Genomic DNA, 23,227 nt, shown 5'->3' with positions numbered 1-23,227 from the left:
GTTACACGTCCAGCTGGTCGGCGACCGCGCGCAGCAGGCCGGCGATCTTCTTGCCGGCCGTCTTCTCCGGGTAGCGGCCCCGCTCCAGCATGGGCGTGATGTTCTCCAGCAGCGTCGTCAGGTCCTGGACGATGGAGGCCAGCTCGTCCGGCTTCTTGCGGGTCGCGGCGGCGACGGACGGGGTGGGGTCCAGGATCGCCAGGGACAGCGCCTGGTCACCGCGCTGTCCGGCGACGACGCCGAACTCCACTCGCTGACCCGGCTTGAGTGTCTCGACTCCGGCGGGGAGGACCGAGGAATGGACGAAGACGTCACCGCCGTCGTCGCGGGAGAGAAAGCCGAAGCCCTTCTCACTGTTGAACCACTTGACCTTGCCGGTGGGCACGTCTGTCCTCGTCCTCGTACTCGTCGGAAAACTGCTTCGGGAAACGGCTCTTGATAGCACTCGGGCGGGTCGTACGGACCCGCCGGTACCAAGGCTAATGCTCTTGCAGCCGGTGACAAGACGTCACCCGGTTGTTCCTTCGCGCTGGGAACTACCCTGGTCGGGTGCGTGACAAAACCCAAACGAATTCCGCCGCTCCCGGTGACCGTCTGGTCCGGGCCGGAGCCGTCGTCTTCTTCATCGGTGCCCTGGCCACACTGGTCACGGTCGCCCCTCTGCTGCTCGGGACGACTCCCTTTCCGACGTACATGTTCGGATTGAGCATGCTCATGGCCGTCGGATTCCTGATGGCCAGTGCCGGAGTGCTGTGTTCCGTGGCGGCGGGACGGCGTCAGGCGCGCGCGGGACGGTAGTCCGAAAGCCACCGTGGGAATTCGGTCAGATCGGTGAGGACGACGTCCGCGCCCGCCGCGCGCAGTTCCTCCGGCGGGCAGGGGCCGGTGGCCACCGCGACCGAGAGCGCCCCGGCGGCCCGGGCGCCGCGGACGTCCCCGACGTGGTCTCCGACGTAGACGCCCGCGCCGTGTTCACGCAGGGCCTCCGCCTTCTGCTCGGCCCACAGGTCGCCGATGACGGCGTCTGGCTCGATGCCGAGGTGCGCGAGGTGCAGTTTGGCGTTGGGCTCGTACTTGGCGGTGACGACCATCGCGCGTCCGCCGGCCTCCCGTACGGCCGCGATGGCCTCCCGGGCGCCGGTCAGCGCCGGGGTCGCGGTGATGGCGATCGTCGGGTACATCTCCCGGTACAGGTCCGCCATGACCGGGATCTGCTCGGCCGGGAACCAGTTGATCAGCTCCTCGGCCAGCGGCGGCCCGAGCCGGGTGACCGTCAGGTCGGCGTCGATGTACGTGCCCGTCCGCTCGGACAGCGCCTGGTAGCAGGCGCGGATGCCGGGCCGGGAGTCGATGAGGGTCATGTCGAGGTCGAAGCCGACGGTGAGTGCCATATGGGCCATTGTGCCCAGGCGCTGTGAACGACGGACGTCGGCCCGTGACCAGGCAGCGCCAGGGCTGCGACCGGCCAGGGCGAGGGATGCGATCGGCCGGCGCGAGGGCTGGGGGCGGCAAGCGCGGGCGGTCAGAACGACCGGCGCGAGGGATGCGATCGGCCAGGGCGAGGGATGCGATCGGCCGGTGCGAGGGCTGGGGGCGGCCGGCGCGAGGGCTGGGGGCGGCAAGCGCGGGCGGTCAGAACGACCGGCGCGAGCGCTGCGACCGGGCCAGGGCGAGGGATGCGATCGGCTGGCGCGAGGGCTGGGGGCGGCCGGCGCGAGGGCTGGGGGCGGCAAGCGCGGGCGGTCAGAACGACCGGCGCGAGGGATGCGACCGGCCAGGGCGAGGGATGCGATCGGCCGGCGCGAGGGCTGGGGGCGGCTAGCGCGAGCGACCAGAACGACCGGCGCGAGCACTGCAACCGGCAGGTGCGAGCGACCAGAACGGCCGGCGCGAGCACTGGGGGCGGCTAGCGTGAGCGTTGGGAGCGCCACACCAGGAACAGTGCCGACGCCACCGCCGCGCCCCGGACCACCCACGGCCAGGTCTCCGACACCGCCGCGTTCATCTGGCCCTCGGCGATCGGGGTGCCCCAGCGGCCGTTCATGCGGCCCCACAGCCAGAGCAGGCCCCCCGCCACGGAGAGGCCGGGCAGGATCACGACCGCCCACTTGGTCTCGGCCTGGGTCAGGCGGCGTGAGGCGTAGGCGATGAGCCAGCCGAGCAGCAGGACGAACCAGTTGCCGAGCACGGCACCGGCGACGAGGCACCCGGCGGCGATCAGCAGGAGCGGGTTGCTCCAGTTCCCGGCGGGGAGGCGGACGAGACGGCGGCGGCCCCCCGTCCCGGTCACGTCCGCCGCCTCGGTCGCCTCCACGGCCGGGGCCGCTTCCCCGGCGGCCGGTTTCTCCTGCTCCGGCTTCCGCGGCGCCGGCGGCTTCAGCAGGTCCGGCAGCTCCACGCCGCCCACGAAGCCCGGCACCTCGTCGCCCACGCCGAAGGGGCCGCTGTCCACCCGCCACCAGTCGGGCTGGACCGCGCTGTCGCCGAGTTCGTGCCCGGCGGCCAGGTGCGGCGGGGCCGGTCCGTCGGAGGGCGCGGGGTGCGGCTCATCGGCGGGCCGCGCCGAGCGGGGACGGGGTACGACGCGCCGCACGACGCCCTTGGCCCGCTCGGCGCGCTCCACCGGCTCGGTGTCGCGCTGCACCGGGACGGAGGCCGGGGCGGCGCCGTGCGGCTCATCGCCCGAGCCGTCCGCGGCCGCGGTCACGACGTCGTCGGGACTGCCCAGACGGGACAGGATGCGGCGGACCGCGGCGGGCGAGTCGACGGCGGCTTTGGCGCGACGCTTGTCGATCTCGTTGCGCAGATCCGCTACCAGACGCATCCGGGTGGCCGACGGCAACTGCCGCTGCTGGGCCACGTCGCCGACGCGGCTCAGATACTCGTAAACGACCTGGTCGCTCTCAATCCCCACGAAGTCCCCTCCGGGGCGGGTGCGTTGCGTGACGCCGTCGCACGACGGTACCGCGAGTGCCCGCGGGGCGGCCAAAAGCCCGTCCCGCGTACGAGGGCGAGGCGGCGCACAGTCGGCCCGGCCCGGGGAGGCGACCCGCTACCGTGGACCGGATGAGCACCGAGGACAGGCCCCCGGCCCCCCGCTCCCTCGCGGAAGCGCTCCGCGCGCGGGGCGATGCCGCGCTGGGCGCGCTTCTGCGCGGCCGCCCGGATCTCATCACGCCCGTCCCCACCGACCTGACCCAGCTCGCGACCCGCGCCGGCACCCGCGCCTCGGTGGTGCGGGCCCTGGAGCGGCTGGACCGGTTCGCGCTGCAGACGGCGGAGGCGCTGGCCGTGGCCGCGGACCCGGCGACGTACGACGAACTGCTCGGCCTCATGGCCGGGGACGACGCCGACCCGGCCGTCGTGGCGGCCCTGCCGCACGCCCTGGACCTGCTGCGCGAGCAGGCGCTGGCGTGGGGCGACGACGACCGGCTGCGGCTGGTCCGCACGGCCCGCGAGCTGCTGGCCCCCTCGCCGCAGCACCCGTCGCCGACGGGACTCGGCCCGACGGTCCGGGAGGCCACCGCCGGGATGTCCCCGGGCCGCATCCAGGAGATCGTCACGACCGCCGGACTGCCCTCGACGCACGACTCGGTCTCCGCGGTGAACGCCCTGACCGGGCTGTTCACGGACCGGGCCCGGATGGCCGCGCTGCTCGCGAAGGCCCCGGACGACTCCCTCGACGTGCTGGAACGCCTGGTGTGGGGGCCGCCGTACGGGCAGGTCACCGCCGATCCGGCGCCCCGGCTGCGCTGGCTGCTGGACCGCGGGCTGCTGCTGCCGACGGCGCCCGGCACGGTCGTCCTGCCACGTGAGGTCGCCCTCCACCTGCGGCGCGGCCTCGCGCACCGGGCGCCCGAGCCGGTGCCGCCGGTGGTCGAGGCGGCGGCCGTACATCGTCCACAGGTTGTGGACAGCACCGCCGCCGGGCAGGCGTACACCGCGCTCGCGACCGTCGAGGAGCTGCTGAAGGACTGGGACGAGGGCGGGCCGGCGGTGCTGCGGGCCGGCGGGCTGAGCGTGCGGGACCTGAAGCGCACGGCGGTCGCCCTCGACGTGCCGGAGCCGACCGCCGCGTTCTGGGTGGAACTGGCGTACGCCGCGGGCCTGCTCGCCTCGGACGGCGAGGCCGACGAGCGGTACGCGGCGACCCCCGCGTACGACGAGTGGCTGGAGCAGCCCGCCGCCGAGCGCTGGTCGGTGCTGGTCACGGCGTGGCTCACGGCGACCCGGACGGCCGGTCTGGTGGGCGGGCGGGACGCCAAGGACCGTACGCTGTCGGCGCTCGGGCCGGGCCTGGACCGCTCGGCGGCCCCCGAGGTACGGCACCGGGTGCTGGCCCTGCTCGCCGGGCTGCCGGAAGGTGCCGCACCGGCCACCGAGTCGGTGCTGGCCCGGCTGCGCTGGGAGCGGCCCCTGCGCGGCGACCGGCGTGAGGACGACCTGCGCGGCCGGCTCGCCGAGTGGACGCTGTCCGAGGCGGAGCTGCTGGGTGTCACGGGCCGGGGCGCACTGTCGGCCCAGGGCCGGGCCCTGCTGGGGGCGCCCGCGGCCGCCGCTGCCGTCAGGGGCCCGGAAGCGGAGCCCTCCGGGCCGGGCGACAAGCTGCCCGTCCACCACCACCGCCCCGCCCCGCCCGCTCCCCTCTCCCCCGCCGAACAGGCCGTGGCCTCCGCCGCCGCGGCCCGGCTGCTCGCGCCGCTGCTGCCCGAGCCGCTGGACCACGTGCTGCTCCAGGCCGATCTGACGGCGGTGGCGCCCGGGCCCCTTCAGCGGCCGCTCGCCGACATGCTGGGCGTGCTGGCGGACGTCGAGTCCAAGGGCGGTGCGACCGTCTACCGGTTCACGCCGGGCTCGGTCCGGCGGGCCCTCGACGCCGGTCAGGCCGCCTCCGACCTGCACGCCTTTCTCGCCGCGCACTCCCGCACGCCGGTGCCGCAGCCGCTCGCGTACCTGATCGACGACGTGGCCCGCCGGCACGGCCATCTGCGGGTGGGGGCGGCCTCGGCGTACGTGCGCTGCGACGACGACGCGGTGCTCAGCGAGATCCTCGCCGACAAGCGGGCCGCCGGGCTCGGGCTGCGCCGGCTCGCGCCGACCGTGCTGGCCGCCCGGAGCGACCCGGCGGGGCTGCTGGAAGGCCTGCGGGCGATGGGGTTCGCGCCGGCCGCCGAGTCCGCGGAGGGCGACGTGCTGATCACCCGCGGCCTGGCCCACCGCACCCCGCCCCGCGCCGCGCCCGAGCCGGTCCCGGACGGCCCGCCCGTCCCCGACGACACCCTCCTGGCGGCCGCGCTGCGCGCCATCCGGGCCGGTGACCTCGCCTCCACCACCCCGCGCAAGTCCGGCGCCGCCCCGGCGGAGAACGGGGAACTGCCCCGCACCGGTGCCGCCGAGACCCTGGCCACCGTGCAGGCCGCCGTCCTGACCGGCGAGGCCCTGTGGATCGGCTACGTCAACGCCGAGGGCGCCGCGACTCAGCGGGTCATCGCCCCGATCCGCGTCGAGGGCGGCTTCGTCACGGCGTACGACCACACCGCGGACGAGGTCCGTACGTATCCGCTGCACCGGATCACCGGGGTGGCGGAACTCGCCGACGACGCGGGCTGACGACACCGCGCGGGCCGCGTCACCCGTTCGGGTGCGGGCGGGCGTTCATGCACGCCACGCCGGGGATTTCCCACCCTCGGGCGACCTTCCCGGGCGCGCCGCATCACGCCGTGTGCGCGGGGGCAGCCACCGGGTGTCCTGTGAGTCTCGCCGAAAGGAAGTCCCCCATGAGCGCTGTCCGCCGGGTCGCCGCCGTCCTCGTCACCGCCGCCCTGATGACGTTCGGGGGGCTCGCCACCCCGGCCTCCGCGGTGGGCATCGACGTCGCCGGGCTCGTCCTCGAGACACCGCAGATCTGATCCGCTCGCGCGCACCCCGCGGGCCGGTCCGGGAATGCCCGGGCCGGTGCGCGGCGGCGCGGTTCCGCCGTCCCGTCGCTCTCTGAAAGGCCCTGCCGTCCCCATGCCTGGAAACCTGCCCGCCGTCGCCCTCTGTGCCGTCGTGCTCGTGGGGGTGATCGCGCCCTCCGCCGCCGCGGCCCCGGCGCCGCCGCTGCCGCTGCCGGTCGCCACCGTGGAGCCGCTGGTCACCGAGGGGGCCGGCATCGAGGGCCCGCTGGTCAACAACGTCAGTCTGCCCACGCTGAAGTAGCGCGGCGCGTGCGGTAGCTGTCCCCGTCGAGGCGCACGAGGTCGGCGTGGTGGGCCAGGCGGTCCGTCGTCCCCGGGGCGCACGGTCCGAGGACCTCGCCCCAGCGGCCGAGCGGGCGGTCGCTGGTCACGATCAGCGAGGCCCGCTCGTAGCGGTGGGCGACGAGCCGGAAGAACAGGCCCGCGGTCGCCGCGTCGAAGGGCGTGTAGCCGATCTCGTCGACGATCAGGAGGGGGTGATCGTCAAGAGCGGTCAGTTCCGCGTCGAGCCGGCCGGCGTCCCGGGCGTCCGAGAGCCGGGCGGCCCACTCGGCGGCCGTCGCGAAGAGCACCCGGTGCCCGGCCTGGCAGGCCCGGACGCCCAGGGCGATGGCCAGATGGGTCTTGCCGGTGCCGGGCGGCCCGACGAGCACCACGTTGCGCCGGGCGGCGACGAACTCCGCCTTGCCGAGCCGGGCCACGGCCTCCCGGTCGAAGTCCCGGGGGTGCTGCTGGTCGAAGTCCTCCAGCAGCTTGCGGGCGGGGAAGCCGGCGGCACTGATCCGGGCCTCGGCTTCGGTGTCCGGGGCGGGCTGCCGGGGGACGGCCGGTGTGGCCACCAGGGGCTCGGGCTCCGGCCGGGACCGCTGCGGGTCTTCGTGGTCGCTCTCGTCCCGGGGGGCTGCCGACGCGTGCCCGGCCTGCGCCTGCCCGGCCTGCGCCCGCCCGGCCGGTGGGCGGTCGGCGTGGCCGCGGTCGGTGGCTCCGCGGTCGGCGTGGCCGCGGTCGGCGTGCCCGCGGTCCGACTGCGCGACCATCGGCCCCGACATGTAGGCGAGGATCGCCGCCGAGACGATGAACGCCATGTGGATCACCGTCCCCCACAGCAGGGCGTGCCGCGAGGTGTGGTGGACGTCCACGAACATCTGGAGCAGGTGCACGGAGGAGATGCCCACGATCGCCGTGGCGAGCTTGACCTTCAGCACGTTGGAGTTCACGTGCGAGAGCCATTCGGGCTGGTCACGGTGGCCCTGGAGGCCGATGCGCGAGACGAACGTCTCGTAGCCGCCGACGATCACCATGATCAGCAGATTGGCGATCATGACGACGTCGACGAGTTTGAGCACCGCGAGCATCACGTACGTCTCGGTGGCGTGCCCGCTCACGCACATGAGGATTAAGGTCCACAGCTCCTTGAAGAACTTGTAGACGTAGACGCCCTGTGCGGCCACCAGCCCGAAGTACAGCGGGGCCTGGAGCCAGCGGGTGGCGAACAGGGCGTATCCGAGCGTGGTGGTCATCGGGTTGCGCACGTGCGCCATTCTTCGGGGCCGCGATGGAAAAACTGAATTCACACCACACGTTGGGATGAATAGGCATTCAGTACGACCGGACGCGCAGATCACACCACCTGACGCGGTCGATCAGGCACACTGGACGTTTGGCCGAGGCGTCGCGCTGTCGAGCCGTCCGAGCCCTCCGGCCACAGAAAGGGTGCCTCGCGTGAATGGTCCGCTGATCGTCCAGTCCGACAAGACGCTGCTCCTGGAAGTCGACCACGAGCAGGCCGACGACTGCCGCCGGGCCATCGCCCCCTTCGCGGAACTGGAGCGGGCGCCGGAGCACATCCACACCTACCGCGTGACCCCGCTCGGCCTGTGGAACGCCCGCGCGGCGGGGCACGACGCCGAGCAGGTCGTGGACGCGCTCGTGAATTACAGCCGCTACCCGGTGCCGCACGCGCTGCTCGTCGACATCGCCGAGACGATGGACCGCTACGGCCGCCTCACCCTGTCCAAGCACCCGGCGCACGGGCTGGTGCTGACCACGACCGACCGTCCGGTGCTGGAGGAGATCCTGCGGTCGAAGCGGATCACGCCGCTGGTCGGCGCCCGTATCGACCCGGACACGGTCGTCGTGCACCCCTCCGAGCGCGGGCAGATCAAGCAGACGCTGCTGAAGCTGGGCTGGCCGGCCGAGGACCTCGCCGGGTACGTCGACGGCGAGGCGCACGCGATCGAGCTGGCCGAGGACGGCTGGGCGCTGCGGCCGTACCAGAAGCAGGCCGTCGAGAACTTCTGGCACGGCGGGTCGGGCGTCGTCGTCCTGCCCTGTGGCGCCGGGAAGACCCTGGTCGGCGCCGGGTCGATGGCCCAGGCGAAGTCGACCACCCTGATCCTCGTCACGAACACCGTCTCCGCCCGGCAGTGGAAGCACGAGCTGGTGAAGCGGACCTCGCTGACCGAGGAGGAGATCGGCGAGTACAGCGGGACGAGGAAGGAGATCCGGCCCGTCACGATCGCCACGTACCAGGTGCTGACCACGCGGCGGAAGGGCGTCTACCCGCACCTGGAGCTGTTCGACTCGCGGGACTGGGGCCTGATCGTCTACGACGAGGTGCACCTGCTGCCCGCGCCGGTCTTCAAGTTCACCGCCGACCTCCAGGCGCGGCGGCGGCTCGGCCTGACCGCCACGCTGGTCCGCGAGGACGGCCGGGAGTCGGACGTGTTCTCCCTGATCGGTCCCAAGCGGTTCGACGCGCCGTGGAAGGAGATCGAGGCGCAGGGCTACATCGCCCCGGCCGACTGCGTGGAGGTCCGGGTCAACCTCACCGACTCCGAGCGGCTCGCGTACGCCACGGCCGAGACGGAGGAGAAGTACCGCTTCTGCGCGACGACCGCGACCAAGCGGAAGGTCACCGAGGCGCTCGTCCGGAAGTTCGCCGGGCAGCAGATCCTCGTCATCGGGCAGTACATCGACCAGCTGGACGAGCTGGGTGAGCATCTCGGGGCGCCCGTGATCAAGGGCGAGACGTCGAACGCGCAGCGGGAGAAGCTCTTCGACGCCTTCCGGGAGGGCGAGATCAGCGTGCTCGTGGTGTCCAAGGTCGCGAACTTCTCGATCGACCTGCCGGAGGCGACGGTCGCCATCCAGGTCTCGGGCACCTTCGGCTCCCGGCAGGAGGAGGCCCAGCGCCTCGGCCGGGTGCTGCGTCCCAAGGCGGACGGCCACCAGGCGCACTTCTACTCGGTGGTCGCCCGGGACACCATCGACCAGGACTTCGCCGCCCACCGCCAGCGCTTCCTGGCGGAGCAGGGGTACGCGTACCGGATCGTGGACGCGGACGAGCTGCTCGCGGAGAGCTGAGCAGGGGGACGGGCCGGCTCATCGCCCCAGGACGGGCGGGTCGGCTCACTCCCGGGGACGGCAGGTCGGCTCACTCCCGGGGACCGGCAGGTCGGCTCACTCCCGGGGACCGGCAGGTCGGCTCACTCCCGGGGACGGCAGGTCGGCTCACTGCGCGGGACGGGCGGGCCGGGTCACTTGCGGACGGGCGGGCCGGGTCACTTGGGGCGGCGGACGACGCCGACTTCCTCTCCGTACTGGCCGAGGACGATGACGTCGAAGGCGGCGCCCGCGAAGACCTTGACGGCGCGCAGGGCGTCGCCGAGGCGGTGACGGTGGCTGCCTGCCACGGCGGTGGCGCCGGGCGGGCGGCCCGGTGCCGGGGCGGGGTGGATGGTTGCTGCGCTCATGTCTCCATGGTGCGATTCGACCCATAAAGCCCGCGTCGGTCTCGGGACCGAACCTCCCGGCCGCCGCGTACGCCCCTGGGCCGACCCGCTCCCCCGAGGGGGCAGGGCCCGTCCCCTAGGGGACGAAAAACCGTTCGCGGTCACCGCCCCGTTCCTCTAAGATCTCCGCTCTTGCCCGCCTCCCTCACGGAGCGCCGCCGACCGGACGGAAACCGGCCGGCCTCTCACCGCCCACTCTTCAGGCCCCTCCGGAGGCACCCCCTTGTCCACGCCCGTCGACGACCCGCTCGCGCGTGAGCGCTCCCACCTTGCCGCGTCCCGAACCGCCCTGCGTGCCATGCGCGAGGACGTCGAGTCCCTCGACATCAGCGACGTCACCGCGAACTGGGTCAACGCGGAGGTGCTGGCCCGCCAGATCGAGGAGCGCATCAAGTCCCTGGCCGACCTCAGCGACACCCCGCTGTTCTTCGGCCGGCTCGACTACCTGCACGCCCCGGGGAGCGAGAGGGCCGAGGGAGCGGAGGGGGAGCGCTTCTACATCGGGCGACGGCATGTGCACGACCACGACGGCGACCCCATGGTCATCGACTGGCGCGCGCCGGTCTCACAGCCGTTCTACCGGGCCTCCAAGAAGGACCCGATGGACATCGCGCTGCGCCGCCGCTTCGGCTACACCCGCGGCGACATCACGGCGTACGAGGACGAGCACCTGTCGGACCCGGCGGAGGCGGCCCGGACCAGCAAGCTGCTCCAGCAGGAGATCGAGCGGCCGCGCGTCGGCCCGATGCGGGACATCGTCGCGACGATCCAGCCCGAGCAGGACGAGATCGTCCGCTCCGGTCTCTCCGGCACGGTGTGCGTGCAAGGGGGCCCGGGCACCGGGAAGACCGCCGTCGGCCTGCACCGGGTCGCCTACCTCCTGTACGCCCACCGCGAGCGCCTCGCCCGCACCGGCACCCTGGTCATCGGGCCGAACCGGTCCTTCCTGCACTACATCGAGCAGGTCCTGCCCGCGCTGGGCGAGTTGACCGTGCAGCAGGCCACCGTCGCCGACCTGGTGGCGCACGTGGAGATCAAGGGCACGGACGAGGCGACGGCGGCCGTCGTCAAGGGCGACGCCCGGCTGGCGCGGGTGCTGCGCCGGGCCCTCTACTCGTACGTCACGATGCCCACCGAGCCGGTCGTGGTCGTGCGCGGCTCGCGCCGCTGGCGGGTCCCGGCGTACGAACTGGAGGACATCGTCCGCGAGTTGCTCGACCGTGACATCCGCTACGGCGCCGCGCGCGAGGCCCTGCCGCAGCGCATCGCGCACGCCGTGCTGGTGCAGATGGAACGGTCGGGCGAGGCGCCGGACGACCGGGTGCAGGACGCGGTGGCCCGCAACAGCGCGGTGAAGGCGGCGGTGAAGGCGGTCTGGCCGGCCGTCGACCCGGCGAAGCTGGTGCTGCGGCTGCTGTCGGACGCGGAGTTCCTCGCGGTCCACGCCGAGGGGATCCTCGACGAGGACGAGCAGAAGGCGATCCTCTGGGCGAAGCCGGCGCGCAGTGTGAGGTCGGCGAAGTGGTCCACCGCGGACGCCGTCCTGATCGACGAGGCCACCGACCTGATCCAGCGCACGCACTCGCTGGGGCACGTCGTCGTCGACGAGGCGCAGGATCTCTCCCCCATGCAGTACCGGGCGGTCGGCCGCCGCTGCACCACCGGCAGCGCGACGGTCCTCGGCGACCTGGCGCAGGGCACGACGCCGTGGGCGACGCGGAGCTGGCAGGAGGCGCTGGCCCACCTCGGCAAGCCGGACGCCCTGGTGGAGGAGCTGACGGCCGGCTTCCGCGTCCCGACGGACGTCATCACCTACGCCTCCCGGCTGCTCCCGCACATCGCCCCCGGGCTGACCCCGGTGGCCTCGATCCGCGAGAACCCGGGCCACTTCGAGGTCCGGCGCGTCTCCGGCACGACGGACGTGGTCGAGGCCTGCCGCGAGTTGCTGCGCCACGAGGGCTCGACGGGCCTGATCGCGGCGGACGCGCGTGTGCCCGAGCTGGCTGGGGCGCTGACGGAAGCCGGCATCCCGTATCTCGGCCCCGGCGAGGAAACCACCCAGGACACCCGCCTGACCCTGGTCCCGGCGTCGCTGGCGAAGGGGCTGGAGTACGACTACGTGGTCCTGGACGAGCCCCGGGCGGTGGTGGACGGCGAACCAGACGAACGCACGGGCCTGCGCCGTCTGTACGTGGCACTGACTAGGGCGGTCTCGGGTCTGACGGTGACGCATACGGCCCCGCTGCCGTCGCAGTTGGCCTAGACGAGGATGCACCTCGCCGCTCCCGGGAAGCGGGGCCTGGCCGCCCGTGCCGCCGAGTCGACGAAGGTACCGATCAGGAGAGCCAGCCCCATCATGCTGTAGAGGATGTAGCGGTCCAGGAACAACGGCTGGACCAACGACATTGCGATGAGGCCGAGTTGCGGCACCGCCAGCAGCGGCGATCCCACGGCCGCCGATGACAACCGGCCGGCCCGCGGCCGGTCCAGAAGTGCGCCGATGCCCCCGATCGCCAGCAGAACCCCGGGGCCGATCAGCATGTGCCCGGACAGCGGCGGTATCCATGACAACTGCCCGGACTGGCTTCGGCTGAACACGATCAACGACAGCACACCGGCCGTGGCGCACCCGGCCGCCACCGCCCAGCGAGCCAGCACCGTGCGCCCGGCAGAAGTCCAGAGCATGGTGACGAAGTGCGCCGCAAGGATCATGAGCGAGAGCCAGTTCAGCAGACCCGTGAAGAGGACAACGCCGCTGTAAGCGGCCCAATGGCGCCTTTGGACCTGGCGTTGCAGAGCGGTCACCAGGAGCAGTGTGGAAACTGCGGTCCCGGCCGCCACCAAGGCGTACGACCGGCCCTCCTGGAGATAGAACTGCACGGCCGGCAGCAGTCCGAGTGTCATCCCGCCGGCCAGGCCTGCACACGTGCCGGCCAGTCGGCGGCCGATGACGGCCACGCAGGCGGCAGCGACCGCCGTGGCCAGCACCGACGGCAGCCGCAGCGTCGTGATGCCGGGGCCGAAGCACTCGAACAGCACATGCATCAGCAGGTAGTAGAGCCCATGGACCATGTCGACGTTCCCCAGCATGTGCCATATCTCCGCAGTCGAGCGCTGAGCCACCTGCCAGGTCGCGGCCTCGTCCCGCCATACGCTGTCCTGCCGCGCCAGCCCCCACAGTCCGCAGGCCGACGTCCACAGCATCGGCAGCAGCCAGACGAGGGCAAAGCGGTACGAGGCGGTCCGCGCCACATCTTCCGTTCCCGGCCGGGAAAAGCGGAATTCCGTCTCTAACTTTTGGCCGGTCAACATGAAAGGGGCTCCTGAGGAGAGTTGGCGATGAGGGCCGCATTCCAAATTCACTACCGGCCACAACCCGTAGCACCCTAAGCCAAACGCCCTGGCCCATACCTCAGCGCACCTGCTCCCGCGACCATCACAAAAGTAGAAATCCCGCCACTGTCCGAATTCACCCCTCACCCCGTTCGCGCCGCCCTCACCTCATGATCCACGGCTTTTCAGCCAACTGGCAGCCGGAAAACGATCACCATGCACAAGAGAAACGTGGTCAAGGCGGCCGTCGCATCCGCGGCCCTCATTTTCGCTGCGGCAACGCCGGCGATCGCCACCACCGTCGACGTAGCCGGCGGAAAGTGGAGCTACGACCAGGGCGCCAATACGGCGTGGTCGAACTTCAAGCACGCGTCCAATTGGCACGCGTCGTCCGTGAAGATCGGCAGCCAGACCTTCAAGAGCGGCTGCACTTCACCGGGCCCATGGTCCCTGGCTTCGGGCACGAAGAACGGCGGCAGCATCTCGTACCACTACGACCCCAGCTGCTGACGACTCAGTTGTGGGGGCGGATTCTCCTCGCCCCCACAACTGTTCCCTCATGGATTGACTGGATCGGTAAGAGATGCTGCATCGAGGCACGAGATTCGTCCACGCCGCGGTTCTCGCCTTCGCCGCAGCGCTGTCCTTTCTTTTCGTGCGCGGCCTGGATGAGACCGGAATACTAGGAAACACAGCCCTCGTCGAAGTGATCGACTCCGACGGCTCGAAGAGCGGGGTCCAAGTCGTCAGGGCTGTCGAAAACATCTCGGCCAAGTACAAGGTCGGGGTAGCCCGCGAGATGCCCGACATGATGAATCCCGACGGCCTCCGGCATCTGTATCTGACTCCCGTCGGCACTTCCATGACCGAGCAATGGCTGGACGACGGCTATCCGCAGTTCAGCAGGAACCGTGCAACACGCGTGCACCCGATGTCAGAGGTCGGAGCCCTGGATCCTCGAGGCTCCTGCTACGTGTTCGGCACAGCCGCGACCGTGGACGCGCTGGTGGCCGAGCTCAATCGCCTGGGTCTCACCACGAGCGTGACCCACCCTGCGTCGTACTCGGAGCTGACCGGCCGGTACTCGGACGACCCGCTGTTCCAGGCCTTCTGCGTGGTCGCGCTCGCGGCCGTGACCATGACCGGCGCGAGCGTGCTGCTCAACGCCAAGACGTACGGCGTCCTTCGGATGCAGGGCATGTCGTTCACCGGCATCCTCCTGCGTGACCTGCGACAGCTGGCGGTCTACTGGCTCGCGGCAGCCGGCACCGTGACGGCGGTGACACTGGCCTCGCTCGGCCTCTACAACGGCTTCGCCTGGCTCGGTCTGTTCGCCGTGGTGGCTGCGGTGGCCGTCGTCCTCCACCATCTGAGCGGCGGCGAACAGCAGCGCGTGGCCCTGGCCCGGCTGATGGTCCAGCGCCCGGCGCTGGTCCTTGCGGACGAGCCCACCGGCGCCCTCGACGACGTCAGCACCACCGACGTCATCGACATACTCCGCGAGTTGAGCCGAGCCGGATGCGCCGTCGTGCTCGCCACCCATGACGCCGGCGTCCGGGACCGCTGCGACACGGTCTTCGCCGTACACGAGTCATCGTTCGTCACCACCCCGACACACGAAGTGGCCAGCCCGGCCCCGGCCGGCCACTGCCCCGTTTGCAGCCGGTTCCATGGGCACCGCGTAGCAGCACTCCGGCCCCCTCGCCACGGCGGCCGAGACGCTGCTGTCGGGGCCGGACGCCCTTTCGTGATCCACAGCCGGTCGAAGTGGCGCGTTGAACACGGCATCAACGGGCGTCCAACGCCTCCCGCCAACGGGTCACCGCCTCCACCGAAACCGGCTCGTCCCAGCCCCCGGGCCGAGCCGCCCCACCGATGTGAAAGCCGTCGACTCCGGCCTTCACCAACGTCGGCACATGATCGAGCCGCAGCCCGCCGCCCACCAGCAACCGCTGCTCGTACCCCGGCTCCCCCGACCGTCCCGCCTCCGCGAGCAGCACGGGCAACCCCTCGTCGACCCCGCCCGAAGCCCCCGCGGTCAGGTACGTGTCGAGCCCCGGCATCCCGTCCAGCTGCTTGCGCAGGGCGTCCCGGTCGGCGGCCCGGTCGATCGCCCGGTGGAACGTCCAGGGGCATCCGTCCAGCACCGCCACCACCCGCTCCACGGCGGCGAGATCGACCGCGCCCCCTCCGTCGAGGAAGCCCAGCACGAACTCCTGCGCACCGGCCTCCCGCAGCTCCGCCGCCGTAGTGGCGAGCCGGTCGACGTCACCCGCCGCGAAACCGTCCGCGAGCCGGATCATCACCCGCAGGGAGATGTCGACCGCACGCCGGATCCCGGCGACGGTGGCGGCCGACGGGGTGAGCCCGTCGGCCGCCATGTCGGTGACCAGCTCGAGGCGGTCCGCGCCTCCCGCCTGGGCGGCGACCGCGTCCTCGACGCCGAGGGCGATCACCTCCAGGACTGCACGCTTGCTCATGGGGCCCCTTCGTCGGCATGGCGTCGGCGTACGGACGCCTGACGGTTGCGACAGGTCTAGTCCAATCAAGACTACGCTGCCCACTCCCGCCGGGTCCCAAGCCCCGGGCCCCTTCGCCCGCGTCAGCCGAAGACGTTCAGCTCCTTCGCCTCCACCCCGGCCAGCTCGAACGCCGGCGCCCCGTCCAGCGGCCGCCCCGCGTACAGCCGTACGAGGGTCGGCCCGTCCCCGATGAAGCGGCCCGGGGGCCGTTCCCCGCCGCTCTCGCCGAGCCGCAGCGGCTCGTCCAGGTCGTCGAGGTCGGCGTGCAGCGGCACGTCCCCGCGCTCGCGGGTGATCCGGGCAAGCAGCGCGAGCGCGTCCGGCAGCCCGGCCCCGCCGTACGCCCCCGGCTCCCCGAAGGCCTCGCGCACGTCCCCGGCGTGCACCCACTCGCCCACGGCGAGGATGTCCAGTTCTCCGTCGGCCCGGGCGATGACGGCCCCGGCCGCGCCCATCCCCCGCTCCAGTTCGTCGACGACCTGCGCGTCGCTCCAGCCGGCCCGCTCCGCGATGTCCCGCTCGTTGGACTCGGGCGAGAACACGCCCTTCTCGAACCTGCCTTCCAGCACCCGCGTCAGCGCGGAGGAGCAGTGCGCCAGCAGGTCCCGCACCGTCCAGCCCGGGCACGCGGCGACGGGCCGGGCGAAGTCCTCCCCGGCCCGGCGCCGCAACAGCGGGATCAGCGCGTCACGCTCGATCGTGAGCAGCCGTCCGGGCTGCTCGGGGTCCCGTACGTCATGCACATCAGCAGGAGTCGTCATGGACCCCACGCTAGTGCCGCGGCAGGCAACGTTTGCCCGTGAAGGAGCGGCGTCCGGTGCGTGCTCCCGGCGTGCCGGCCGGAAGCCCTCGTACGGGGCGTGCTCGGGCTTTCGGCCGGTGCGGCGAGAGGGCGTGCCGGGCGTCGCGACGGGGCGAACGTTGCCTGCCGCGGCACTGGGTGCCCGGCCCCGCTCGGCGGGAGAATGAACCCATGGCCGATCTCGACTCCCTGCGCATCCGCTTCGCCCGCGCCCTGGAAGCGGCCCGGGGCCCGGCCGGCGGTCCGGACCCGGCGCCGTACGCCGACAACCTGCTGGCCCGCTGGCAGGAGCCGCAGCGCCGCTACCACACGGTCGAGCACCTCAGGGCGGTCCTCGACCGCGTCGACGAACTCCAGCGGTACGCGCACGACCCGGACGTGGTCCGGCTGGCGGCCTGGTTCCACGACGCGGTCTACCTGCCCGACCGCTCCGAGAACGAGGAGCGCTCTGCCCGCCTCGCCGAACGGGCCCTCGCGGAAGCCGGTGTTCCCGACGCGAAGACCGCGGAGGTGGCCCGCCTGGTCCGCCTCACCGTCACCCACGACCCCGCCGACGACGACCCCGACGGACAGGTCCTGTGCGACGCCGACCTGGCGGTCCTCGCCTCACCCCCGTCGGCGTACGCCGCGTACACCACGGCCGTCCGCGAGGAGTACCACTTCGTCCCGAACGACGCCTTCCGCACGGGCCGCGCCGCGATCCTCCGCCAGCTCCTGGACCTGCCCCGCCTGTTCAGAACCCCGCACGGCACCACCGAGTGGGAGTCCACGGCCCGCTACAACCTGACCGCCGAGCTGGAAATGCTGTCGCCCCCGACCCACGACGCCTCGTAGCCTGCCCACCATGTGGACAACGGGAGCGGAACAGGTGGAGCAGGCCGTCGGCGAGTGTGCCGGGGTGCTGGGGGCGGTCGCCGGGCGGGACTGGGAGGGTGTGCGGGCCGGGCGGCTGGAGTGGAGCTGCCGGGAGACGGCCGTGCACATCGCGGGCGATCTCATCGCGTACGCGGGGCAGTTGGCCGGCCGGGAGCCCGAGGGGTATACGCCCTTCGAGATCGCCCTGGACGAGGGGACCGACAACGCGGGCGCGGTGCAGGTGATCCGCACGACGGGGGCCCTGCTCGCCGCGGCGATCCGGACCGCCCCGCGTGACGTGCGGGCCTTCCACCCGTACCCGTTCCGCAGCGCGAACCGTGAGGGGTTCGCCGCGATGGGCGTGGCCGAGGTGCTGCTGCACACGCACGACATCGCCGAGGGACTGGGCGTGGCGTACGAACCGGCGCCCGAGCTGAGCGACTTCGTGCTCACCCGGATCTTCCCGCACGTCCAGCCGGGGCCCACCCCGTGGGCGACCCTGCTGTGGGCCACCGGCCGCGGGGAGCTGGCCGGCCGTGCCCCGGTCAGCGCGTGGCGCTGGAACAACAACCTGGTGATCGGCACCGACCGGCTCACCCTCGAGGGCGTCACCCCGGTGGCGGCCACCGACCTGTCCACGGTCGGCGACGGCGGCTTCGAGTGGATCGAGGGCGGCCCGATCGACGGCACCCGGGTCGGCGCGGGTCTGGTGTACAAGCAGTACGAGGACGGCGTCCACCGGCCGGAGTGGGGCATGTACGTGCTGGTCCGGCGCGAGGACGACCGCGCGATCGGCGCCATGGGCTTCCACGGCGTCCCGGACGCAAAGGGGCGGATCGAGGTCGGCTACGACCTGGTCGAGGGCGCCCGCGGCCACGGCTACGCCACCGAGGCGCTGCGCGCGCTGTCGCAGTGGGCGCTGGGCCAGCCGGAGGTGCGGACCGTCGTCGCGAACGTCGAGCGGGACAACACACCGTCGCAGAACGTGCTCGCGCGCGCCGGGTTCACCCAGGTCGCCGAGGACCCCGAGCACCTGACCTACGAGCTGCGCGAGCCCCGCGAGGGATAGCGCCCCTTGGGCCGCCGCAGCCCCGCCGCGTGCAGCAGCCGCACCACCTCGCGGCTTCCGACCTCCACCGCCCCGGCGCGCACGGCGTCGGCGTAGCGCTGCTCGGGGATGTCGTAGTGGTCGCGCTCGAAGGCCCGGCGGGGGACGCCCAGGGCTTCGGCGAAGGTGTGCAGTTCGTCGTAGGAGACGTCGCTGATGAGGTGGGACCACAGGCGGCCGTGGCCGGGCCAGGTCGGCGGGTCGATGTAGATCGTCACGCGGGCCTCACGAGGACGCCGGACCGCCGATGGCCTCGCCCAGCGATCCCACCGCGGCGACCTTCACGCCCGCCTCGCTGCACACCCAGTGCGGGTCGGGCCCCAACTCCGGTTCCACGTCCAGGGCGTGCGGGTCGCCGGTGCCGCACACCGGGCACAGCGGCCAGCGGCCGTAGCGCTCCAGCAGGGCGTCCTGGACGTCCTGCGCGACCAGTCCGGCCACGTACCGGGCGCCCTCGGGCCACTGCTCGACCCACCACCGCCGCTGCTTGACGGACTCCTCGACCAGGGACACGACGTCGGCGTCGGCGACGCGGCCCGCGACGAGGTCGGCCAGCACGAGGGCGCGCGCGGCGTGCAGCGCCTGCTCCAGGGGGCTGATGGGATCCATGCACCCATTGTGCGCACTCTTGACCCGAACGCCGCGCCGAAAATATCTTTCAATCGTGACCCGAGACGTGAAGGAAATTTTCGCCCGCGAGCGCGGCGGCCCCTCGGGCGCGAGCGGCGCCCCGCCCGCGCCGGCCGCCCTCGCGGCCAAGGTCCGCACGCTCGGACCGTCGATGACGCGTTCCATGCAGCGCGTCGCCGAGGCCGTCGCGGGCGACCCGGCCGGCTGCGCGGCCCTCACGGTCACGGGCCTCGCCGAACTCACCGGCACCAGCGAGGCCACCGTCGTACGTACCGCCCGCCTGCTGGGCTATCCGGGTTACCGGGATCTGCGCCTGGCCCTCGCCGGGCTCGCCGCGCAGCAGCAGTCGGGCCGCGCCCCGGCCATCACGACGGACATCGCGGTGGACGACCCGATCGCCGACGTGGTCGCCAAGCTCGCCTACGACGAGCAGCAGACCCTCGCCGACACCGCCGCCGGCCTCGACACCGTCCAGCTGGGCGCGGCCGTCGCCGCGCTGACCACGGCCCGCCGCACGGATGTGTACGGGGTCGGGGCGTCCGGCCTGGTCGCCCAGGACCTCACGCAGAAGCTGCTGCGCATAGGGCTGTTGGCGCACGCCCACAGCGACCCGCACCTGGCCGTCACCAACGCCGTGCAGCTGCGCGCGGGCGACGTCGCGATCGCCATCACGCACTCCGGGTCGACGGGGGACGTCATCGAACCGCTGCGGGTGGCCTTCGAGCGCGGGGCGACGACGGTGGCGATCACCGGCCGCCCCGACGGCCCGGTCACGCAGTACGCCGACCACGTCCTCACCACGTCCACCGCGCGGGAGAGCGAGCTGCGCCCGGCGGCCATGTCGTCCCGGACCGGTCAGCTCCTCGTGGTGGACTGCCTGTTCGTGGGGGTGGCGCAGCGGACGTACGAGGCGGCGGCGCCGGCGCTGTCGGCGTCGTACGAGGCGCTGGCCCACCGGCATCGTTCCTGAGGCAGCCGCCCCGCCCAGCACCGGAAAGACACGGAAAGAGCCGTCCATGACCTCCACCTCCCACCCCCGTGACCTCAGGACCGAGTTGGAGTCCCTGACCACCGAGGCCTTCCGGCCGGAGCTCGCGGACATCGACCGGCTGCCCACCCTCGACATCGCCCGCCTGATGAACGGCGAGGACGCCACGGTGGCCGGGGCGGTGGGGGCGCGGCTGCCGCAGATCGCCGCCGCGATCGACGCCGTCGCGCAGCGCATGGCCCGGGGCGGGCGTCTGGTCTACGCGGGAGCGGGCACGGCGGGCCGGCTGGGCATCCTGGACGCCTCCGAGTGCCCGCCCACGTTCAACACCGACCCCGCCCGGGTCGTCGGCCTGATCGCGGGCGGCCCGGACGCCGTGGTCACCTCGGTCGAGGGCGCGGAGGACTCCCGCGAACTGGCCCGGGCGGACCTGGACGCCCTCGCCCTTTCGCCCGACGACACGGTGGTCGGCATCTCCGCCTCCGGCCGCACGCCGTACGCCATCGGCGCGGTGGAGCACGCCCGGGCCCGCGGCTCCCTCACCGTCGGCCTCGCCTGCAACCCCGGCAGTCCGCTCGCGGCCGCCGCCGACCACGGCATCGAGATCGTCGTGGGTCCCGAACTGCTCACCGGGTCCACCCGCCTGAAGTCGGGCACGGCGCAGAAGCTCGTCCTCAACATGATCTCGACGATCACGATGATCCGGCTGGGCAAGACGTACGGGAACCTGATGGTCGACGTCCGCGCCTCCAACGACAAGCTCCGCGCCCGCTCCCACCGCATCGTGGCCCTCGCCACCGGCGCTCCCGACGACGAGATCGAACGCGCCCTGGCCGCCACCGACGGCGAGGTGAAGAACGCCATCCTGGCCCTCCTGGCCGGCGTGGACGGCCCGACGGCGGCCCGCCTCCTGGAGGAGTCCGACGGCCACTTGAGGGCGGCCCTGGAGGCTCGCCCGTAGGACCTGCCGTCAGGCGGGTGCGGGTGCTGCCCGCCCCGTGTGGCGGAGGATCTCGTCGGCCAGGCGGTCGTCCAGTTGCGAGGGCAGGGTGTGGCCCATGCCCTCGATCAGGACCAGGCGGGCACCGGGAATGGCCTCGGCGGTGGCTTCGGCATGGGCGGGCGGGAACATCGGGTCCTCGGTGCCGTGCAGCACCAGCGTCGGTGCCGTGACGGACGCCAGGTCCGCCGTGGAGCCCACGCGGGCGGCCCCCGCGTACGCGTGGTTGAGTGCGGCCCGCAGGTCACGCGCCCGCTCGTACACCCGGTGCTCCATCGCGCGGTACTCCTCCTCGCGGAACGGCAGCACCGCACCGTGCAGGACACGCCACAGCGGCAGCCGGGCGGCGAGGTACGCCTCCAGGCCGGCCTGCGGTTCGGGGAAGGCGGAGGCGAGCGCGGCCAGCAGCTCGGGCGCGGGCGGGGGCAGTTCGCCGGGGAGCGGCGCCCCCCTCCAGAGCGCGCTGGACCGCTGCCGCCGTGTCCGAGCAGAAGGTCGGTCTTCCCGCGCACACGCACGACACCACACAGCCAACGGAACGTCACGGGGGAGTGCTTTCTCTGGGAAAGGACGTGTACTTCCGGAAGGGCGTGCGGTGGGGCGTACGCCGGTGTGTATGCGCGATACGCCTGTTCGACGGCATTGGCGGTCGAATGGTTGTACACCTCCTGACCACCATTACGTCACCGGGACTTGGGCTCCCGGTTGACCTGCCGCACGCGCGCCCGCAGCGTCTCCCGCACGGGCAGTGAGCGCAGTACGTCGGTGAGGTGCTCGGCCGTCCGTACGTTGCACCGCCCCAGATCCACCAACGCGAACGGCTCGTCGCTCGCGCCTGTCACGGGGTCGACGCGCAGCGACGGCAGCACGACCCCGACTCCGGCGAGGGCGTCCCGCAGGGATTTGCACGATCTCTTCGGTCGAACGCACCGTTCCTACCTCCACGCTGAGTTTGTGATTCACCACACAGCGTGGCCGACACGTCTCTAACCTGGCCAGATACGGCGATCCAACAACCCCATCCGTCCGACAGGGAGTTGCCCATGCCCGGTTCCAGGGACCTCGATCCGTCCTCCTCCCCCAGGGCTCTCCTGGGCGCCGAGCTGCGTCATGCCCGCGAGAAGGCCGGCCTGAGCCAGGAGGAACTGGGCCAGCGGTTGTTTGTGAGCGGGTCGTTCATCGGGCAGTTGGAGGCGGGGACGCGGAGGTTGCAACGGGAGTATGCGCGGTTGCTGGACGAGGAGTTGGAGACGGGGGACTTCTTTCAGAGGAACTGTGGGGCGGCGGCGAAGTCGAAGTACCGCGAGCACTTCGCGGAAGCAGCAGAGGTGGAGACGCAAGCCGCGGCCATCAGGGAGTACACATCGATGCTGATTCCCGGACTGCTCCAGACACCCGCCTACGCACGAGCCGTCAGCCGCGCGTACCAGCCCTCAGCGGCAGACGAGGCCATCGAGGCGCTGGTGACAGGGCGGATGGAGAGGGCGCGGATCCTCAGCGACCCAACAAGGCCTCTGTTGTGGACGGTGATTGACGAGGCCGCACTGCGCCGCGCGACGGGCGGGCCGGAGGTGATGGCGGGGGCCCTACGCCACCTCCTCGGCCTGATCCGCCGGAACCGAGTCATCGTGCAGGTGCTGCCGTTCGACGCGGGGGCCCACCCGGGGATGCAGGGGTGCGTCAGGGTGATGGACTTCGACGACGCCCCTCCGCTCGCCTACCTGGAAGGGGTCGACACCGGGCAACTGGAGGACGACCCCGCCACCGTCGCGCGCTACCGGCTCTACTTCGAGTTCCTCACGGCTTCGGCGCTCTCGCCTGAGAAGTCTCTGGCCCTCCTCGATGCGATGGCGCAGGATTACGACCATGAGGAACACGCCTGAGTGGTACAAGTCCAGCTACAGCGGCGGCACCGGCGACAACTGCCTGGAAGTCACCCAGGCATTCCCCGATGTCATCCCCGTCCGCGACTCCAAGACCCCCCACGGCCCGAAGCTCGTGTTCCGGGCCACCGCCTGGTCCGCTTTCGTCGAGAACCTCAAGGACGAGACGGCCTGAGCTTCGGGATCCGAGCTTCGAGCTCTCTTTTCAAGGATTGGGTGGAGGGCCTCAACCCACCCACCCACCCGGCGAGTTGACGCGACGCATCCGGTTTGCCACGGACAGTCACCTGCCTCTAACGTTCCTGGACAAGCAACAGCCCCCGCCCGGTGCGCCAACACCTGCGGGGGCTTA

At 72.3% G+C, this 23,227-nt stretch carries 24 protein-coding genes and 2 pseudogenes; 14 read left to right on the top strand and 12 right to left on the bottom strand.

Features of this window, described 5'->3' with window-relative positions:
* Position 1 precedes the first annotated feature (1 nt).
* Complete coding sequence (locus AB0937_RS10615) at positions 2-385, bottom strand: cold-shock protein (protein WP_003991106.1); 384 nt, start codon at positions 383-385, stop codon at positions 2-4.
* Between the two features lie 164 nt (positions 386-549).
* On the opposite strand from AB0937_RS10615, the gene AB0937_RS10610 reads away from it, so the two are divergent.
* Positions 550-798: a hypothetical protein gene (locus tag AB0937_RS10610; protein ID WP_366710877.1), complete on the top strand. Its 249-nt coding sequence runs from the start codon at positions 550-552 to the stop codon at positions 796-798.
* Here AB0937_RS10610 and AB0937_RS10605 read toward each other — a convergent pair.
* Together AB0937_RS10605 and AB0937_RS10600 are read right to left on the bottom strand one after the other, a co-directional pair.
* Positions 777-1,400 carry an HAD family hydrolase gene (locus AB0937_RS10605; protein ID WP_366710876.1) on the bottom strand — a complete coding sequence of 208 codons (624 nt, stop codon included), beginning with the start codon at positions 1,398-1,400 and terminating at the stop codon, positions 777-779. The genes AB0937_RS10610 and AB0937_RS10605 overlap by 22 nt on opposite strands.
* 506 nt (positions 1,401-1,906) lie before the next feature.
* Positions 1,907-2,914 (bottom strand): hypothetical protein, encoded by a 1,008-nt coding sequence (locus AB0937_RS10600; RefSeq protein ID WP_366710875.1) that lies wholly within the window; start codon positions 2,912-2,914, stop codon positions 1,907-1,909.
* Between the two features lie 152 nt (positions 2,915-3,066).
* Between AB0937_RS10600 and AB0937_RS10595 the strand changes: the two genes are divergently transcribed.
* The 3 genes from AB0937_RS10595 (at position 3,067) to AB0937_RS10585 (ending at position 6,201) form a co-directional block, all read left to right on the top strand.
* The gene (locus AB0937_RS10595) at positions 3,067-5,610 is read left to right on the top strand and encodes a helicase C-terminal domain-containing protein (RefSeq protein ID WP_366710873.1); all 2,544 of its coding nucleotides are present in this window, start codon (positions 3,067-3,069) and stop codon (positions 5,608-5,610) included.
* A gap of 167 nt (positions 5,611-5,777) precedes the next feature.
* Positions 5,778-5,909: a hypothetical protein gene (locus AB0937_RS10590; protein ID WP_366710872.1), complete on the top strand. Its 132-nt coding sequence runs from the start codon at positions 5,778-5,780 to the stop codon at positions 5,907-5,909.
* Positions 5,910-6,012: 103 nt separating this feature from the next.
* Positions 6,013-6,201 carry a hypothetical protein gene (locus AB0937_RS10585; RefSeq protein ID WP_366710870.1) on the top strand — a complete coding sequence of 63 codons (189 nt, stop codon included), beginning with the start codon at positions 6,013-6,015 and terminating at the stop codon, positions 6,199-6,201.
* Here AB0937_RS10585 and istB read toward each other — a convergent pair.
* A complete protein-coding gene (gene istB, locus AB0937_RS10580) occupies positions 6,179-7,501 on the bottom strand; it encodes an IS21-like element helper ATPase IstB (RefSeq protein WP_366710868.1) in 1,323 nt (440 codons plus the stop codon). The genes AB0937_RS10585 and istB overlap by 23 nt on opposite strands.
* 181 nt (positions 7,502-7,682) lie before the next feature.
* Between istB and AB0937_RS10575 the strand changes: the two genes are divergently transcribed.
* On the top strand, positions 7,683-9,326 hold the full coding sequence (locus AB0937_RS10575; RefSeq protein WP_366710867.1) for a DNA repair helicase XPB: 1,644 nt from the start codon (positions 7,683-7,685) through the stop codon (positions 9,324-9,326).
* A 197-nt stretch (positions 9,327-9,523) separates the two neighbouring features.
* Here AB0937_RS10575 and AB0937_RS10570 read toward each other — a convergent pair whose 3' ends face one another.
* Positions 9,524-9,715, bottom strand: a complete 192-nt coding sequence (locus tag AB0937_RS10570) for a hypothetical protein (RefSeq protein WP_366710865.1) — start codon at positions 9,713-9,715, stop codon at positions 9,524-9,526.
* Positions 9,716-9,977: 262 nt separating this feature from the next.
* On the opposite strand from AB0937_RS10570, the gene AB0937_RS10565 reads away from it, so the two are divergent.
* Complete coding sequence (locus AB0937_RS10565) at positions 9,978-12,017, top strand: UvrD-helicase domain-containing protein (protein ID WP_366710864.1); 2,040 nt, start codon at positions 9,978-9,980, stop codon at positions 12,015-12,017.
* Between the two features lie 2 nt (positions 12,018-12,019).
* Here AB0937_RS10565 and AB0937_RS10560 read toward each other — a convergent pair.
* Positions 12,020-12,958: pseudogene (locus AB0937_RS10560) on the bottom strand (glycosyltransferase family 39 protein); the annotation flags it as partial.
* 345 nt (positions 12,959-13,303) lie between these two features.
* Between AB0937_RS10560 and AB0937_RS10555 the strand changes: the two are divergent.
* The gene (locus tag AB0937_RS10555; protein ID WP_366710862.1) at positions 13,304-13,597 is read left to right on the top strand and encodes a lactococcin 972 family bacteriocin; all 294 of its coding nucleotides are present in this window, start codon (positions 13,304-13,306) and stop codon (positions 13,595-13,597) included.
* Positions 13,598-13,670: 73 nt separating this feature from the next.
* A pseudogene (locus AB0937_RS10550) lies at positions 13,671-14,498 on the top strand (hypothetical protein); the annotation flags it as partial.
* Positions 14,499-14,874: 376 nt separating this feature from the next.
* Here AB0937_RS10550 and AB0937_RS10545 read toward each other — a convergent pair.
* Together AB0937_RS10545 and AB0937_RS10540 are read right to left on the bottom strand one after the other, a co-directional pair.
* A complete protein-coding gene (locus AB0937_RS10545; RefSeq protein ID WP_366710860.1) occupies positions 14,875-15,567 on the bottom strand; it encodes a copper homeostasis protein CutC in 693 nt (230 codons plus the stop codon).
* Positions 15,568-15,689: 122 nt separating this feature from the next.
* Positions 15,690-16,370: a maleylpyruvate isomerase family mycothiol-dependent enzyme gene (locus AB0937_RS10540; RefSeq protein WP_366710859.1), complete on the bottom strand. Its 681-nt coding sequence runs from the start codon at positions 16,368-16,370 to the stop codon at positions 15,690-15,692.
* 212 nt (positions 16,371-16,582) lie between these two features.
* Here AB0937_RS10540 and AB0937_RS10535 point away from each other — a divergent pair, with 212 nt between their 5' ends.
* Both AB0937_RS10535 and AB0937_RS10530 read left to right on the top strand, forming a co-directional pair.
* A complete protein-coding gene (locus AB0937_RS10535; protein ID WP_366710858.1) occupies positions 16,583-17,245 on the top strand; it encodes a hypothetical protein in 663 nt (220 codons plus the stop codon).
* A gap of 10 nt (positions 17,246-17,255) precedes the next feature.
* Complete coding sequence (locus AB0937_RS10530) at positions 17,256-18,335, top strand: GNAT family N-acetyltransferase (RefSeq protein WP_366710856.1); 1,080 nt, start codon at positions 17,256-17,258, stop codon at positions 18,333-18,335.
* On the opposite strand, the gene AB0937_RS10525 is transcribed toward AB0937_RS10530, so the two are convergent.
* Complete coding sequence (locus tag AB0937_RS10525; RefSeq protein WP_366710855.1) at positions 18,305-18,592, bottom strand: DUF4031 domain-containing protein; 288 nt, start codon at positions 18,590-18,592, stop codon at positions 18,305-18,307. The genes AB0937_RS10530 and AB0937_RS10525 overlap by 31 nt on opposite strands.
* A 7-nt stretch (positions 18,593-18,599) precedes the next feature.
* Positions 18,600-18,983 carry a hypothetical protein gene (locus tag AB0937_RS10520; protein WP_234850604.1) on the bottom strand — a complete coding sequence of 128 codons (384 nt, stop codon included), beginning with the start codon at positions 18,981-18,983 and terminating at the stop codon, positions 18,600-18,602.
* Between the two features lie 55 nt (positions 18,984-19,038).
* Here AB0937_RS10520 and AB0937_RS10515 point away from each other — a divergent pair, with 55 nt between their 5' ends.
* Together AB0937_RS10515 and murQ are read left to right on the top strand one after the other, a co-directional pair.
* On the top strand, positions 19,039-19,974 hold the full coding sequence (locus AB0937_RS10515; RefSeq protein ID WP_366710854.1) for a MurR/RpiR family transcriptional regulator: 936 nt from the start codon (positions 19,039-19,041) through the stop codon (positions 19,972-19,974).
* A 46-nt stretch (positions 19,975-20,020) separates the two neighbouring features.
* Positions 20,021-20,953 (top strand): N-acetylmuramic acid 6-phosphate etherase, encoded by a 933-nt coding sequence (murQ, locus tag AB0937_RS10510; protein ID WP_366710853.1) that lies wholly within the window; start codon positions 20,021-20,023, stop codon positions 20,951-20,953.
* Positions 20,954-20,962: 9 nt separating this feature from the next.
* Here the strand turns inward: murQ and AB0937_RS10505 are convergent, their stop codons facing one another.
* Together AB0937_RS10505 and AB0937_RS10500 are read right to left on the bottom strand one after the other, a co-directional pair.
* On the bottom strand, positions 20,963-21,520 hold the full coding sequence (locus AB0937_RS10505; protein ID WP_366711097.1) for an alpha/beta hydrolase: 558 nt from the start codon (positions 21,518-21,520) through the stop codon (positions 20,963-20,965).
* Between the two features lie 155 nt (positions 21,521-21,675).
* Positions 21,676-21,861: a hypothetical protein gene (locus AB0937_RS10500; protein ID WP_366710852.1), complete on the bottom strand. Its 186-nt coding sequence runs from the start codon at positions 21,859-21,861 to the stop codon at positions 21,676-21,678.
* A 174-nt stretch (positions 21,862-22,035) separates the two neighbouring features.
* Between AB0937_RS10500 and AB0937_RS10495 the strand changes: the two genes are divergently transcribed.
* Positions 22,036-22,875 carry a helix-turn-helix transcriptional regulator gene (locus AB0937_RS10495; RefSeq protein ID WP_366710851.1) on the top strand — a complete coding sequence of 280 codons (840 nt, stop codon included), beginning with the start codon at positions 22,036-22,038 and terminating at the stop codon, positions 22,873-22,875.
* Positions 22,859-23,050 carry a DUF397 domain-containing protein gene (locus AB0937_RS10490; RefSeq protein ID WP_185007207.1) on the top strand — a complete coding sequence of 64 codons (192 nt, stop codon included), beginning with the start codon at positions 22,859-22,861 and terminating at the stop codon, positions 23,048-23,050. Before AB0937_RS10495 ends, AB0937_RS10490 begins: the two co-directional genes overlap by 17 nt.
* Positions 23,051-23,227 lie beyond the last annotated feature (177 nt).

Origin of the sequence: Streptomyces sp. NPDC047880 (genome assembly GCF_040706515.1) — a bacterium.
Taxonomy (GTDB): Bacteria; Actinomycetota; Actinomycetes; order Streptomycetales; family Streptomycetaceae; genus Streptomyces.
Note: the sequence above shows the minus strand (reverse complement) of the source record. Positions and strands in the feature narration are given on the sequence as shown.